The following is a 15,170-nucleotide window of genomic DNA, read 5'->3' on the forward strand; positions in this document are numbered from 1 at the left end:
CGAAATGGTAAAGCGTTAGCGGATAATGGTTGCGCCGGTCTTGTGCGAAACATAGACAGCGGCTTTGTTGATCGCGACGTTGATGAGGATATAGATGACCGCGATTACCAGGTAGACCGACACGAGAGCGTCGTAGTTGGTAATGAGCACGCGGGCGTTTTGCATGAGGTCGGGGTAGCTCACCACATAGGCGACGGTGGTGTCTTTGACTACGACCACGAGCTGCGAAATCAACGACGGGATGATAAATCGAATAGCCTGCGGCAACACGATTTTAAAGGTGATTTTAGCTTTGGAGAGACCGAGTGCCTGGGCCGCCTCGACCTGCCCGCGCGGTACGGCGTTGACGCCGGCGCGGAAAATCTCGGCAAGTACACCGGCGGCAGCGAGCGCGACGGGAAGCGTGAGCATCCAAAACGACGGCAGCGCGATCTTGTACTGGGGCAGTACCAAAAAGAAGAAGTAGATGAACAGCAGGCTCGGCACGCCGCGGAAGAAATCGGTGAGCACGCGGCAGGCCAGCTGCAGCGGCTTAATGTCGCTGGTGCGGCCGAGCATAAGGGCTAAGCCCAGCACCAGCGCGATGGCGCCAGCGGTGAGTGCGACTTTAACGGTGCCCTCAAAGCCGGCAAGTAGGAACTTCCAGGTGGTGAGGTGCGTAAAGAAATACCAGTAGTGGACCGAAAGCTGGCCGGTCACATAAAAGCGCTGCAGCACCAGGGCGACGAGCGCGGCCACGGCGACGAGTGAGATGGCGGTGCCGATGCGAATCTTGGCGCGCATCTTGGGGCCGGGAGCCTCGTAGAGCGCATCGCACATGGTGAGTGCAGGGGAGGAATGCTTGCTCATCGGAGGATCCTCACCTTCTTATCGATATAGTTGCCAATGTGGCTCACCACAAAGGCCGTGCCCAGGTAGCCGAGCGCCGAGATAAAGAACGCGGCGACGCCGCCGAGCGAGCGGGTATTGATGTAGCTCACCACGCCGGTAAGCTCTTGCGGCTTAAGCGGCACCTGGCTGCCGAGCGCGGTGGTGAGCATGACGGCGATAAAGAGGTTGGTCATGGGCAGCACGCTCGAACGCAGCGCCTGCGGAATCACGATCTTAGCGAGGATACGGCTGAAGCTCATGCCGAGCGAGCGGGCGGCTTCCACCTGGCCGACGCCGACGGTGTTGATGCCGCTCATAAAGTTCTCGGAGCCAAAGGCCGAGCCCAAAAGGACCGTGGCGACGATAACGCAGGTGCGATAGGGCAGAACGACCTTAAGCGGCGGTAGCGCATAGACGACGATGATGAGCAGCGCGATGCCGGGGATGTTACGGAAGACCTGGACATACAGGTCGCCAAAGACGCGCAGTGGCTTGAGCGGCGACACGCGCATCACGGTGACGGCGACGGCCAGCACCATGGCGATGGCAAACGACTCAAGCGTCATGCCCCAGGTTGCTAGCAGCGCGTCGATATAGTTCTGGCCATAGAGCAACCAGAGCTCGGAGAGACTCATGCGGACCTCCCGCCGATAAGGAAAGGGGCTCCCGTGTGTACGGAAGCCCCGACAACTCAGTGAGGAAACAGTTTACCGCAATAAAGCGCACCATGCGTTTCCATATGGTTTCGTTGCGGTCGTTACCAGGTTCGCTGCCTAGGCGCCGATCTCGGGCAGCTCGGGAACATTGGTGTCGCCCGTACGGTCGCCGATGCAGATCTGCCACAGCTCGGTCCAGGTGCCATCATCCTCGATCTTCTTAAGGAAGTCGTTGACAAAGGCGACGCCGTCGGAATCGAGCGGCAGACCGATGCCATAGGGCTCCTTGCTGCCGAAGGGCTTGCCGGCAATCTTGTACTTACCGGGCTCGCGGACCAAGGCGCTCTGCTGCATGTTGTTATCGATGACGTAGGCATCGACGCGGCCCTGCTGGAGTGCCTGGCGGGCCTCCTCGTCGGTCTTGAACTCCTGCTGGCTGGCCTTGGGAACGAACTCCTCCAGGATGGCGGGGCCGTTGGAGCCGGACTGGACGGCGACGTTCTTGTCGGCCAGGTCGTCGACGCTCTTGATGTCGTCGTTATCGGCGAGCACCAGGATGGCCTGCTGGGTGTAGTAGTAGGGACCGGCAAAGGAGACGAGTTTCTTGCGCTCGTCAGTGATGGTGTAGGTGGCAAAGACAGCGTCGACCTGGCCGTTCTGCAGGACAGACTCGCGCGTGTCCGAGGTCACCTGGGTAATCTCGACCTTGTTCTCGCCCAGAATGTAGTTGGACAGGAGCTGTGCGATACCGGCATCGAAGCCGCGGGTCTGACCGTCTTTCTCGTTGAGGAGGGAGAAGAGCGTGGAGGTCTGAACGCCACCGATCTTAAAGACGCCGGCGTCCTTGACGGCCGTGGCCCAGGTGCTGGCGGCGATGGCGTCGTCATCGGCCTTGGGGCCGTCGTTGACGAGCTTGTCGAATGCCTTGGCATCGAGCGTGGTGGAAGCCTCGGTATCCTCGGAGCTCTTGGAGGAACCGGCGGCGGAACCCTTGTCGGCCTCGGCGCTGGTGTCGGAGCAGCCGGCAAGACCAAGGCCGGCGACGGTTGCGAAGGTGGCGGCAACGAAGCCGCGGCGGTCGAGAACGACCTGCTGGGAGAGGTTCTTGCTCATGGTAGAACACCTTTCTCAATAAAATCCCTAGCGGTTGAGTAGAGTTATACCCTATCGCGCTCAAATGGGTCAACACGAAATAACTCAGAAACATATTTACCTTATGGGTAATTCTACCTACCAAAAAGGGACAGGTTTATTTTGGCAGGTTTTATCTGGGCAAACGTCGATTATTACAGCTGAGATAGCGTTTTGCGGACGGCGTGGCCGCTCGCGGCGGTCGCTATAATGGCGGCAACGCGACACATATATGAGTAAGGAGATCGCGTATGAACGGTTATTCGTTTTTCGCACCGACCAAGGTGCTGTTTGGCGCGGGCAAGTTGGGCGAGCTGGGCACGCAGAAGCTGCCCGGCACCAAAGCGCTCATCGTTACGACCGGCGGCAACTCGGCCAAGCGCTTTGGATACCTGAGACGCGTGGAGGCCGAGCTCGAACGCGCCGGCGTGGCGCATGAGCTGTTCGATCGCATTGAGCCCAATCCCCTGCGCGAGACCGTCAATGCGGGTGGCTGGATGGCGCGCACCCATGGCTGCGACTTTGTCCTGGCGCTCGGCGGCGGCTCGGTCATGGACGGCAGCAAGGGCATCTGCGCGGTGGCGGCCAACCCGCATACCGATGCCGAGGGTAACGAATGCCTTGGTGACATCTGGGATTTTGTGAATGGCGGTACTGCGCTCGGCCTGCCGATCCCCAACGATCCGCTGCCGCTTGTTTGCGTAACCACCACGGCGGGTACCGGCTCCGAGGTCGATGCGGGCGGTGTCCTGTCCTGCGAGGACAATGACGAGAAGCTTCGCCTGGGCGATCCGCGCCTGTTCCCGGTACTTTCGATCGTTGATCCCGAGCTCATGGTGAGCGTCCCGGCGCGTCTGACCGCCTATCAGGGATTCGACGCTCTGTTCCATTGCGTTGAGTGCTACATCTCAAATACCAACACGCCCATGGGTGACATGGTTTGCCGCGAAGGCATCCGCCGAGCCGCCGCGGCGCTGCCTACGTGCATCAATAATGGCGATGACCTGGAGGCGCGCTCGAGCCTTGCGTTTGCCAACACGCTCGGCGGCTATGCCATGGATGCCTCGGGCACCACGGGCTCGCATGGTCTTGAACATGGCATGAGCGCGCATCATCACGACCTGCCGCACGGCGCCGGCCTCATCATGATCGCCCGTGCCTACCACACGTGGATGATCGATCACGGTGTTGCACCAGAGCGCTATATCGACATGGCGCGTCTGATGGGCAATGCCGCCGCGGATGATCCGCACGATTTTGTGATTGAGCTCACGCGCCTGATGGAGGCTTGCCATGTGGCCGACCTCGCCATGAGTGAGTGGGGGATTACGGTCGAAGAGCTGCCGGCCATCGCGCACAACGCTCTGACGACCAACGGCGTCCTGTTCAGCCACGACCCCGTGACGCTGACCGACCCCGACGTCGTCGAAATTCTCAAGCTAAGCTACCGCTAACCACCACAAAGGGGACACTTTGGCGGTTCGTCTCAATCTGTAACATCTGCAGCCGTTTTTGCCGAGCAACTGTTACAGATCGAGATTTGCTCTTCAGGGGAATTCGAATGTCTCGATCTGTAACATCTGGACGGACAAAAGGTCTCTATCTGTTACAGATTGAGACAAACGTCGGGGACTAAGACGTCTTGTCTCGATCTGTAACAGTTAGACGGGAATTCGGGCCCTGGATGTTACAGATTGAGATAATCGCGTCGCGAAAACAAAAACCTCCGCAGGGATGCTTCCCTTGCGGAGGTTTTCTTACTCGTTGAGTAGTCTTGCGGCTTCGGCGGCCATGTTCTCGACCGTCATGCCGTTTTGAGCGAGCAGTTCGTTGGGGTCGTAGCGGTCGGAGAAGCCCTTGGCGATGCCGAAGGTGCGCGTGCGCAACGGCGTGCATGCCAGATAACATGCCACACGCTCACCCCAGCCGCCGTCCAAGACGCCGTCCTCGAGGGTGACGACAACGCGATGCTCGGCGGCAAGGCTGTTGAGGAACTCGCGGTCGAGCTCGGTTGCAAAGCGCGGGTTGACGAGCGTGGCCTCGATGCCGTACTCGGCGGCCAAGCGGTTTGCCACGCGCTCGCCCAACTCAAAGAAGTCGCCGAGCGCAAGCACGGCCACATCGCGGCCCTGACGCACCACGTTGTAGCGAACGGCGCTATAGTCGGTGTCCTCGGCAGGCGCCAGATCGGGACGGCTCACCAGGCCAATACCAGGTACACGAATCGCCACGGGATGCTCGCGGTGGTCGAGCGACCAGCTCAGCATGGACAGGTATTCCTCCATGCAGACCGGCGCCAAGTAGCGCATGTTGGGAAGAGCGCCCAGCATGGAAATATCAAAGAACGAAAGGTGCGTCTCGGACGTGGTGCCAAAGATCGACGCACCAAACACCAGGATGGTTGCGGGGGCGTCGTTGAGGCACAGGTCGTGCCACAGCTCGTCGTAGGCGCGCTGCAAAAACGTACCGTACACGCCAAAGACCGGCTTGGCGCCGGCGCGGGCGAGCGCGGTGGCAAAGGTCACGGCATGCTCCTCGGCAATGCCCACATCGACGAACTGTTTGCCGGCGGCAGCGCGAAGCTCGGGTGTAAAGCCCATGATGTAGGGCGTGGCGGCCGTGATGCCCACGACCTGCGGATCGCGCTTGATGGCGGCGCTGAGCGCCTCGCCCGTAATGTCGGCATAGGTGCGCGGCGCGGGCTCGCTCGGATGACCCGGGCAAAGTTTGCGGCCGGTTGCCATATCGAAGGGTCCCACATGATGCCAGTGCTCGGGGTCGCTCTGGGCCGGCTCAAAGCCTTTGCCCTTGGCGGTCGAGACGTGCAGCACGATGGGGTGATCGATATCGCGCAACTCCTGCAGCGTATCGACTAGCGCTTGGACATCGTTACCGGCGTCCAGATAGCGGTAGTCGAGCCCCATCGCGCGGAAAACGTTGCGCTCACAGGTGCCGTTGCTGGCGCGCAGCTCGGCCAGATTGCGATACAGGCCACCGTGGTTCTCGGCGATGGACTGGTCGTTATCGTTGACGATGATGATCAGGTTGCTGTCGAGATCGGCGGCATTGTTGAAGCCCTCAAACGCCAAGCCGCCCGAAAGTGAGCCATCGCCAATAACGGTGATAACGTTGTACGCATCGCCCGCCAGGTCACGAGCGTGCGCCAGGCCGCAGCCCAGGCTCACCGACGTGGAGGTATGGCCTATGGCGAACAGGTCGTGCTCGGACTCGTCGGGATTGGCAAAGCCAGAGGCCTCGCCGTAGCGTGCCGGGTCGATATAAGTGTACGCGCGCCCGGTCAGCGCCTTGTGGGCGTAGGTCTGGTGCGAAACGTCAAAGACAATCTTGTCGATAGGGGAGTTAAACACGCGATGAAGCGCGACCGTAAGCTCAACGACGCCCAGGTTGGGGGCAACGTGCCCGCCGACGGCGGCGGAGCTTTCGAGGATGGCGTGGCGAATCTCGTCGCAGAGCTGCGGGAGCTCGGCACGATTAAGAGCCTTGACGTCCTCGGGCGTTGTCGTTTGCGTAAGCAGCATCGTTGTGGGTTACTCCATGCGAATCGAGCGCCGGCGCTCCCTCGGCCGACACAATTGCACAAGACAGTCTCGCACATTTTGGCGTTTGATATGTGACGGCGGCGCGGTAATTCGCCAACTGGTGGGGCAAAACGTTTTGTCCGATGCCATACTGATATGTTCCATAATGTTTTTATCGATCGTGCACAGGCTGTGGCTTGCCGCCGTGAGCCGCTGGAGGGAGGCAGCATGTCCGATGCCGTTCGTGCCGAGAAAATCGCGCGCGAAGTAGACCATGCTGCCCGTCAACTGGCACAGGCGGGCCGTCTGGACCTGACGCGCGAGTTTATCCAACATGGCGATGTGACGGTCTATGCGCACGTGACTTCGGTAGCGCGGGCGAGCCTGTCCTTTGCCGAGCGCCTGGGCCGCGTCGGTGTTTCGGTCGACCGCGCCTCGTTGCTGCGCGGAGCCTTGTTACACGATTACTTTCTCTACGATTGGCACGACCCCGACCCGAGCCATCGACTGCACGGATTCCGGCATCCATTTTTTGCTCTGGCGCGTGCCGAGGAAGATTTTGAGCTGACGTCGCGCGAGCGGAACATTATCGTGCGGCATATGTTTCCGCTGGTGCCGGTGCCGCCGACGTGTCGTGAGGCATGGATTGTATGCCTGGCAGATAAATGGTGTGCTCTGCGCGAGACGCTTGCCGGCCGCCTGCCACGCAAGGACGAGGCGGACGATGGCGTGAGCAGCGAATCGAGTGAAAAGAGGAGAGGGTAGACGGTGGAAACCGCGATTGATATGGCGTTTGGCGGCGCGACGCTTGCCGCCTGCCCACTCTCGGCACTGGTGCTCTCGTTTGCCTTTTACGGGTTTTGCGGTTGGGCATGGGAGCCGACAGTATGCGCCATGCTCAATCACGGACGATTTGCCAACAGTGGCTTTTTGCTGGGGCCGTGTTGTCCTATCTATGGTGTGGGCGGCATTGCCTGCTGGCTTTTGCTGCGCGGAATTCCGGATGCCGCGAGCCAGTTTGTCGCCGCGGCGCTTGTGTGCAGCGTAATCGAGTACAGTGTGGGCCTCCTATTGGAAAAGACAACAGGCGCTCGCTTTTGGGACTATTCGCACCTGCCGTTTAACTTGCACGGACGCATCTGTCTGTACTGGGCCTGTGCGTTTGGCTTGGGTGCGTTGTGCATCTGTCGCGTGGTGGAGCCGGCGGTGTTGGGCCTGCTTGCCCATCTGCCGGTGCTGATTGTGCGGCTGTCCGCCTTTATCGTCGCGGTCGCGATGGTGGTCGACGCGGTGTGCTCTTTGGCCAGCTGGCGGCGTCTGTCCGATCAGTTGGAGCGTGTGCGCGCCGACCTTGCCGACCGCATCAACGAGTCGCTTGCCGATGCGTCCGACTCAATGCTCGAGCGCATTCCCGAATCGACGATTGACTCGGTGGCACAGACGCATATCCGTAGCCGTGCCGTTAACGCGTGGCTGGCGGAGCTGGGCGATGCGACGCTCGATGCCCTGCGCGAGAAGGCTTCGATGCCGACTTTTATCGCGGATGGTGCTCGCGGCCTGGCGCTTGCCGCCCGCCGCGTGGCCGATGCCGCGCCGAACATGCCGCGTCCGTCGCTCAGTCGTCGCCTTGCCGGCAAGCGCATAAGCCGTCCGGTGCCGAGCGTGTCACTCAGCCGCCGCGACCTACGCTTCTTTAACGCCTTCCCGCGCCTGCGCATCAATCGCTACGAAGGTGTCATTCGAGCAACTAATCTCCGCGACCGCGCCCACGAGCTGTTCCGGCGCTAGCCGGGACGGGCGCGCTCGCGGCTTCCTTGCTCGCGTATTTCCCGTTGGTTTCGCGCCCGTTGCCGCGCCGTTTCCAAGATTGCGGCACCGTCGGCGATGGCAAGATCTGGGTCGAGCCGGTCGAGGAAGTTATCCGCATCCGTACCGGCGAACACGGCCCCGCCGCGGTGTAGGACAATCTTTCGCCTGACGGGCGTGCCTCTCTTGGGGCGCGCCCGTTCTCGTCTACAATATCGTGCAGACGAAGGAGAGGCATGCCCATGATCAAGATGTTTGCGAGTGACTTAGACGGAACGCTGCTGAACGCCCTGCACGAGGCGGACGGGACCATCCGCCGTGCCATTCGCGAGCTGACCGAGGCTGGCCTGCATGTGGTTCCCGCGACCGGACGCTCGACGCTGCCAATCGGCGAGCATGGCTTTACGGGCCTGGCGCTCGATGCTTGCTGCTCTAACGGATCCATCGTGCGTGACAGCCATGGCGAGGTGCTCAAGACCTGGACTATCGACCCGCAGATTACCGAGGAGCTGCTCAAGGAGTTTCCGGATATCTGTTTTGACTGCTCCACGCCCGATGGCATGTTTTCGAGCGGATCGTTCGAGATGCACCAGGCGGGCTTTAAAAAGGACAGTCCTATCAAGCGCATCGTGATGCGCGGCATGCGTGCACGTGGGGGGTATCACGAGGAGCAATATTTCGATCAGTCGATCGGTGACATCCTGCGCCATGACGTGTGCAAGATTAACTGTCGCGTGATCTCGTCCGAGCTGGAGCGCGACCTTAAGGCATATCTGGCCGAGCGATCGGACCGCGTGGTCAACGCACCGTTCGATCCGGTGATGTTTGAGATCACGGACGTGGCGTGCAACAAGGGCGAGAGCGTGGCCTGGCTGGCGGGCTACTACGGTATTGCCGAGGACGAGGTCGCGGTTTACGGCGACGGCGGCAACGACATTGCCATGCTCAAGCGCTTCCGCCACAGCTACGCGACCAAAAACGCAAGCGATGCAGCTAAGGCCGCCGCTAGTGCGACCATCGGCAGTTGCATGGTTCACGCCGTCCCCAAACACATGCTCGCCACCATGCATAAGCAGAACTCCTGCGCCATCATCGAATAATGCGACAAAAGGACTGCCCCTTCGTCACATCCCAAATATTGCCTTTACGTGTTGATGCACACGGTGTGCAATAATACTCGCACTGTGCAATAGCGCACAGGTTGAGTAACAAGGAGGACGCTTGTCCCAGCTCGAGAAATGCGATCGCCGGTCCCTTCGCTCGCAGCGTGCCCTTCGCCAGGCACTTGCCAGCGAGCTTGCCGAAAGCGGCGACCTTTCGCGCATTAATGTCGCGTCGCTCACCGAGCGCGCTGGCCTTACGCGCCGCACGTTCTATTCGCACTACCGCGATATCCCCGACTTTATCAATCAAATCGAGGATGGCTTGCTGGCCGAGATTCGTGAGCGCATTGAGCTCATCACTGCGGCTCAACTGCCCGATCTCTATCACAACATCGATGAGCTCGAGCCGGCGCCCGGTTCGGTTGAGTTGCTGCGCTACCTTGCGGCCAACCGCGATTTGATCGGATCGCTGCTGGGTCCGGGCGGCGACCAGGCCTTCATTAAAAGGATCATCGACACCGCGCGTGAGGCCGTGGTGCCTCGTGCGCAGACGGGCATTTTGGGCCTGGCGCTGGGTACATTCTTTGACTACTACGTTACCTACGTCGTGAGTGCCGAGGTCGGCCTGATCCAGCGCTGGTTTGAGCGTGGGCTCACCGAATCGCCCGAAGCCATGGCGCGCATTATGACGGTTATCGCTTTTGTGCGTCCCGGCGACCTATATGGCCAACCCATCGATATCAACGTGCCGGAATACGGCATGAAGCTATTGAACTTGCAGCTCGAGGACGCGGTCGACACCGCCGCAACCATCGAGTCCAACAACTAAGAGGAGAGACAGATGAGCAAACTCGTCGAGGGCATTAAGGACCGTATGGTCGCTGCCGCGCGTGAGGCCGCGCCCGCCGTGATGGACGCCGCGCAGAAGGCCGCGACCGCGGCTGCCGAGAAAGTTGCCGAGGCGGTTGCCGATGCCAAGAACGCGGCAGGGGAGACGTCCGTCGCTAACGAGCCCGCCGCCGCTGAGCCCGTAGCCGCCACTGCCGCCCACGCCCCCGAAGGCGCGATCTTCAACCCCGAGAACGCCCACGGCAACCTGCACCTGGGCATCGACGTGGGCTCCACCACCGTTAAGCTCGCCGTGCTCAACGACGACAACCAGATCGTGTACGCCAAGTACCAGCGCCACCACACCGACGTCCGTGCCTGCGCCCGCGACTTGTTCGAGGGCGCCGCGACCGTGCTGCCGACGGCCCAGATGACCTGCGCCATTACCGGCTCGGGCGGCCTGCTGCTGTCCCAGTGGCTCGACCTGGAGTTTGTCCAGGAAGTCATCGCCAGCAAGCGTGCCGTCGAGACCCTCATCCCGGCCACCGACGTCGCCATCGAGCTGGGCGGCGAGGACGCCAAGATCATCTACTTCGACAACGGCATCGAGCAGCGCATGAACGGTACCTGCGCCGGCGGTACGGGCGCGTTCATCGACCAGATGGCAACCCTGCTGCACACCGATGCCAGCGGCCTTAACGAACTCGCGGCCAACGCCACCACCATCTATCCCATCGCCAGCCGCTGCGGCGTTTTTGCCAAGACCGACGTTCAGCCGCTGCTCAACGAAGGCGCCCGCCCCGAGGACGTCGCCGCCTCTATCTTCCAGGCCGTCGTGACCCAGACCATCTCGGGCCTGGCGTGCGGCCGTCCCATCCGCGGCAACGTCGCCTTCCTGGGCGGCCCGCTGCAGTACCTCTCCGAGCTGCGCCACCGCTTCTACCTCACGCTCAACCTGGACGAGGAGCACCGTATCGTGCCCCAAAACGCTCACCTGTTTGTGGCGAGCGGCGCCGCCATGGCGCACGAGTCCAGTAAGCTCAGCACGTTCCCGCAGCTCATCGAGGCTATCGATGCCCTGGGTGACACGCAGGGTGCCGAGGTCGAGCGTCTGGATCCGCTTTTTGCCACCGACGAGGACTTTGCCGAGTTCAAGAACCGCCACGACACCGAGGTCGTCCCCAAGGGCAAGCTCGACGGCTACACCGGCCGCGTGTTCATCGGCCTCGACGCCGGTTCCACCACCATGAAGGCCGCGCTCGTGGGTGAGGACGGTCAGCTGCTGCACACCTGGTACGGCAACAACAACGGTGACATCCTGGGCACGGCCAAGGTCATCATGGCCGATTTCTACAACCACATCCCCGCCGACTGCACCATCGGCCACGTGACCACCACGGGCTACGGCGAGGCACTGCTCATCGAGGCCCTCAAGGCCGACTCCGGCGAGATCGAGACCGTCGCGCACCTGCGCGGCGCCAAGGCGTTCCTGCCCGGCGTCGAGTTCATTCTGGACATTGGCGGCCAGGACATGAAGTGCCTGCGCGTCAAGGACGGCGTCATCGAGCACATCATGCTCAACGAGGCCTGCTCGTCGGGCTGCGGCAGCTTTATCGAGAGCTTCGCCGTGTCTATGAACATGGACGTGCGCGCGTTCGCCGACGCCGCCATCCATGCCAAGGCCCCGGTCGACCTGGGCAGCCGCTGCACGGTCTTTATGAACTCGCGCGTCAAGCAGGCGCAAAAGGAAGGCGCCACGGTGGGCGACATCGCGGCCGGCTTGTCCTATTCCGTCATTAAGAATGCCCTGTTCAAGGTCATTAAGCTGCGCGACCCCAAGGAGATCGGCAGCCAGGTGATCGTCCAGGGCGGCACCTTTATGTCCGATGCCACGCTGCGCGCGTTTGAGCAGCTCACCGGCGTTCACGCCGTGCGTCCCGACATCGCCGGCTGCATGGGCGCCTATGGTGCGGCCCTGCTCGCCCGCGATCGCGCCGGCGCCGACGGCACCTCGACCATCCTTTCGGCCGAGGACATCGCGCACCTCACCGTGACGCAAAAGCATGTCCGCTGCGGTCGTTGCTCCAACAACTGCCAGCTTACCGTCAACGACTTTGGCGGCGGCAGGCGCTTCATTACCGGCAACCGCTGCGAGAAGGGCGCCGGCCATAAAAAGCAGAAGACCGAGGCCCCCAACCTCTTCAAAAAGAAAAACGAGCTGCTCTTTAACCGCGAGGTCCTGAGCCCCGACGAAGCCCCGCGCGGCACCGTCGGCATCCCCCGCGCACTCAACATGTACGAGAACTACCCCTTCTGGCACGCGTTCTTTACGCGCCTGGGCTTTAGCGTGCAGCTGTCCGACCAGTCGAGCAAGAAGACCTACCAGGCGGGCATCGAGTCTATGCCGTCCGAGAGCGTGTGCTACCCGGCAAAAATGAGCCACGGCCATGTGATGAACCTCATCGACCGCGATGTCGACTTTATTTGGATGCCGTGCGTGCGCTGGGAGCGCAAGGAGGATTCGACGGCCGGCAACTGCTATAACTGCCCCATCGTCATGAGCTACCCCACGGCGCTGGCGCTCAATATCGATGAGATTCGCGAGCAGAACATCGAGTTCCTGTACCCGTTTGTGCCCTATCACGACAAGACCGAGCTCAAGCGCCGTCTGTACCAGGTGCTCGCCGTCGACCGTGTGGCCGATGCTGAGACCGGTCGCGGTCGCGTGCGCGGTCCCAAGATCACGCGCTCCGAGGTCGATGCCGCCGTCAACGCTGCCTTTGAGGCCGATGCGCGCTTCCACGAGGATATCCAGACCATGGGCGAGGAGGCCCTTAAGTGGGTCGAGGACCACGGCGGTCACGGCATCGTGCTCGCCGGTCGTCCCTACCATAACGACCCCGAGATCAACCACGCCCTGCCCGAGCTTATCTCGAGCTTTGGCTTTGCGGTCTTTACCGAGGATTCGCTTGCGCACCTTGTGAAGCCCGAGCGCCCCATCCGCGTGGTCGACCAGTGGATGTACCACAGCCGCCTGTACGCCGTCGCCCGTTTTGTGACTATGCGCAACGACCTGGACCTGATCCAGCTCAATTCCTTCGGCTGCGGTCTGGACGCTCTGACCACCGACCAGGTGCAGGAGATTCTGGAGGCCAGCGGCAAGATCTACACCGTGCTCAAGATCGACGAGGTGTCCAACCTGGGCGCCGCACGCATCCGCATCCGCTCGCTCATGGCAGCGCTCAAGGACCAGGAGGCCGAACGCCTGGCAGAGGCCACGGCCGCGGGCGAGGCCTACGAGCAGGGCGATGCTGCGCCGGTGGCTCCCTCCACGGACGCTCCCGCGTTCGCGAGCCGCAAGTACACGTTCGAGGCGCAGCGCGAGAGTGCTTCGACCGCGTGGCCCAAGGTGCCCTTTACCGAGCAGATGCGCGAGGAGGGCTACACCATCCTGTGCCCGCAGATGGCGCCGATCCACTTTGATCTGGTCAAAGAGGTGTTCCGCGGTGCTGGCTACAACTTGGAGCTGCTGCCCTCGACTGACCACGATGCCGTCGAGGCCGGCCTGCGCTACGTGAACAACGACATCTGCTATCCGTCGATCCTGGTGACGGGCCAGATCATGGAGGCTATCGAGAGCGGTCGGTACGACCTGTCCAAGACGGCCGTGGTTATCAGTCAGACCGGCGGCGGCTGCCGTGCCACCAACTACATCGCGCTCATCCGCAAGGCCCTGCGCGAGAGCGGCCACCCAGAGATTCCGGTGATCTCGCTTTCGGCCGTGGCGCTGGGCGAGGACAACCCTGGCTTTAAGATTACGCCGGCGCTGCTTAAGCAGGCAGTCTACGCGGTGCTCTTTGGCGACGTGATGATGCAGATGCTCTATCGTTGCCGCCCGTACGAGGCTACGCCCGGTGCCGCCAATGCGCTCTACGAGGAGTACATGACGCGCGCCCGCAAGCTGGCGCCTAAGTTCAACAGGCACAACTACACCAAGCTGTGCCGCGAGGCCATCCGCGCGTTCGACACTATGCCGCTTGTGGGCGAGGGCACCAAGCCGCGCGTGGGCGTGGTCGGCGAGATCTTGGTCAAGTTCCACCCCACGGCCAACAACCACGTGGTCGACGTTATCGAGCGCGAGGGCTGCGAGGCCGTGGTGCCGGGCCTGCTCGACTTCTTCCTGTACTCCATGAGCAACGCCGAGCTGCAAAAGGACGAGCTGGGTAGTGCTGCTACAACGCGTGCGGGCATGCAGGCGCTCATCAAACTCGTGGACTGGATGCGCACGCCGGTGGAGGAGATGCTCGAAAAGTCCCGCCGCTTTGAGGCGCCCGAGCGCATCGGCACCATGGCCGACAAGGCCCGTACGGTGCTTTCGGTGTGCAACAACATGGGCGAGGGCTGGTTGCTCACGGCCGAGATGCTCGACCTGATTGACCATGGCGCGCCCAACATCATCTGCACGCAGCCCTTCGCGTGCCTGCCCAATCACGTGGTGGGCAAGGCCGTGATCAAGGAGCTGCGCCGTCAGCACCCCGAGAGCAATATCGTCGCGGTTGACTATGATCCTGGTGCGTCCGAGGTCAACCAGCTCAACCGTATTAAGCTCATGATCAGCGTGGCGAAGGAGAACATGCGCGCCGGCAAGGGCTTTAAGCTCGAGAAGGTGGCGCCGCTCGCGATGGACGAGGTCACCGGCCAGATGCGCGCCCATGACGGCTGCGTGAGCTGCGGCTCGGTCGATGAGAGTGCCGTGGCGTCGGTCGCTGAGCGCCTGGGACGCGGCATTAAGAAGTAGTTGGCCTGCTTCGAGCCGGATATAAGACAAACGGGTGGCAGCCGTGTCGGCTACCACCCGTTTTTGCTGGACATATGTTGCGTAAATGACCTTGCTGCAGCCTTCCGTGGGCTCGCCCGATTTCTGGGCTGGCTCGGGCTTTGAAGACAAGTTATTGCAGGCCCAGGGCGATTTTTCGCTCAACGCGGGTCAACACAGTGTGACGTATCTGCCAAACGACGAGACGACCGCTACGGACTGCCCATCGCCACCTACGAGATGGAAGCCGAAAAGTACATCTACCGCGTGTACAAGTACGAGCTGTAGGGCCGCGCTTAGGTTTGACCAATGGAGTATGAAAACACGCCGTTCGCCGATGCCCCCTCCGCGAGTGGCAGCCATATGGTTTGATGTCAGAAACATATAGTTGTCGCCAGCCTGCTGGCGACGTTCCCCCTTA

The 15,170-nt window shown here is 61.7% G+C and carries 11 protein-coding genes; 7 read left to right on the forward strand and 4 right to left on the reverse strand.

Going from position 1 to position 15,170, the window contains the following annotated elements; translation table 11 throughout:
• Positions 1–15 precede the first annotated feature (15 nt).
• The 3 genes from LK493_RS07090 to LK493_RS07100 all read right to left on the reverse strand — a co-directional run bounded on the left by LK493_RS07090 (position 16) and on the right by LK493_RS07100 (position 2,639).
• Positions 16–849, reverse strand: a complete 834-nt coding sequence (locus tag LK493_RS07090; protein WP_227790572.1) for an amino acid ABC transporter permease — start codon at positions 847–849, stop codon at positions 16–18.
• Positions 846–1,505: an amino acid ABC transporter permease gene (locus LK493_RS07095; protein WP_227790573.1), complete on the reverse strand. Its 660-nt coding sequence runs from the start codon at positions 1,503–1,505 to the stop codon at positions 846–848. Before LK493_RS07095 ends, LK493_RS07090 begins: the two co-directional genes overlap by 4 nt.
• A 138-nt stretch (positions 1,506–1,643) precedes the next feature.
• Positions 1,644–2,639 (reverse strand): glutamate ABC transporter substrate-binding protein, encoded by a 996-nt coding sequence (locus LK493_RS07100; protein WP_055309461.1) that lies wholly within the window; start codon positions 2,637–2,639, stop codon positions 1,644–1,646.
• A gap of 269 nt (positions 2,640–2,908) precedes the next feature.
• Here LK493_RS07100 and LK493_RS07105 point away from each other — a divergent pair, with 269 nt between their 5' ends.
• Positions 2,909–4,111 (forward strand): iron-containing alcohol dehydrogenase, encoded by a 1,203-nt coding sequence (locus LK493_RS07105; protein WP_055309460.1) that lies wholly within the window; start codon positions 2,909–2,911, stop codon positions 4,109–4,111.
• A 303-nt stretch (positions 4,112–4,414) separates the two neighbouring features.
• Here LK493_RS07105 and LK493_RS07110 read toward each other — a convergent pair whose 3' ends face one another.
• Positions 4,415–6,196 carry a 1-deoxy-D-xylulose-5-phosphate synthase gene (locus LK493_RS07110; RefSeq protein ID WP_227790574.1) on the reverse strand — a complete coding sequence of 594 codons (1,782 nt, stop codon included), beginning with the start codon at positions 6,194–6,196 and terminating at the stop codon, positions 4,415–4,417.
• Between the two features lie 228 nt (positions 6,197–6,424).
• Between LK493_RS07110 and LK493_RS07115 the strand changes: the two genes are divergently transcribed.
• From LK493_RS07115 to LK493_RS07140, 6 genes are all read left to right on the forward strand, one after another.
• Positions 6,425–6,961: an HD domain-containing protein gene (locus tag LK493_RS07115; RefSeq protein ID WP_227790575.1), complete on the forward strand. Its 537-nt coding sequence runs from the start codon at positions 6,425–6,427 to the stop codon at positions 6,959–6,961.
• 3 nt (positions 6,962–6,964) lie between these two features.
• Positions 6,965–7,984 (forward strand): putative ABC transporter permease, encoded by a 1,020-nt coding sequence (locus LK493_RS07120; RefSeq protein ID WP_227790576.1) that lies wholly within the window; start codon positions 6,965–6,967, stop codon positions 7,982–7,984.
• Positions 7,985–8,010: 26 nt separating this feature from the next.
• On the forward strand, positions 8,011–8,157 hold the full coding sequence (locus LK493_RS10300; protein ID WP_082437715.1) for a P-II family nitrogen regulator: 147 nt from the start codon (positions 8,011–8,013) through the stop codon (positions 8,155–8,157).
• An 87-nt stretch (positions 8,158–8,244) separates the two neighbouring features.
• Complete coding sequence (locus LK493_RS07130; protein WP_227790577.1) at positions 8,245–9,102, forward strand: HAD family hydrolase; 858 nt, start codon at positions 8,245–8,247, stop codon at positions 9,100–9,102.
• A gap of 121 nt (positions 9,103–9,223) precedes the next feature.
• A complete protein-coding gene (locus LK493_RS07135) occupies positions 9,224–9,934 on the forward strand; it encodes a TetR/AcrR family transcriptional regulator (protein ID WP_055309457.1) in 711 nt (236 codons plus the stop codon).
• A 12-nt stretch (positions 9,935–9,946) separates the two neighbouring features.
• Positions 9,947–14,731 carry a 2-hydroxyacyl-CoA dehydratase gene (locus LK493_RS07140; protein ID WP_227790578.1) on the forward strand — a complete coding sequence of 1,595 codons (4,785 nt, stop codon included), beginning with the start codon at positions 9,947–9,949 and terminating at the stop codon, positions 14,729–14,731.
• Positions 14,732–15,170 lie beyond the last annotated feature (439 nt).

Origin of the sequence: Collinsella aerofaciens, from assembly GCF_020709435.1 — a bacterium.
GTDB classification, from domain to species: domain Bacteria; phylum Actinomycetota; class Coriobacteriia; order Coriobacteriales; family Coriobacteriaceae; genus Collinsella; species Collinsella aerofaciens_AU.

Bases quoted from the DNA above. Each gene is read 5' to 3' on its own strand.
- LK493_RS07090 (WP_227790572.1), bottom strand. From the start codon at position 849: ATGAGCAAGCATTCCTCCCCTGCACTCACCATGTGCGATGCGCTCTAC.
- LK493_RS07095 (WP_227790573.1), bottom strand. From the start codon at position 1,505: ATGAGTCTCTCCGAGCTCTGGTTGCTCTATGGCCAGAACTATATCGAC.
- LK493_RS07100 (WP_055309461.1), bottom strand. From the start codon at position 2,639: ATGAGCAAGAACCTCTCCCAGCAGGTCGTTCTCGACCGCCGCGGCTTC.
- LK493_RS07105 (WP_055309460.1), top strand. From the start codon at position 2,909: ATGAACGGTTATTCGTTTTTCGCACCGACCAAGGTGCTGTTTGGCGCG.
- LK493_RS07110 (WP_227790574.1), bottom strand. From the start codon at position 6,196: ATGCTGCTTACGCAAACGACAACGCCCGAGGACGTCAAGGCTCTTAAT.
- LK493_RS07115 (WP_227790575.1), top strand. From the start codon at position 6,425: ATGTCCGATGCCGTTCGTGCCGAGAAAATCGCGCGCGAAGTAGACCAT.
- LK493_RS07130 (WP_227790577.1), top strand. From the start codon at position 8,245: ATGATCAAGATGTTTGCGAGTGACTTAGACGGAACGCTGCTGAACGCC.
- LK493_RS07140 (WP_227790578.1), top strand. From the start codon at position 9,947: ATGAGCAAACTCGTCGAGGGCATTAAGGACCGTATGGTCGCTGCCGCG.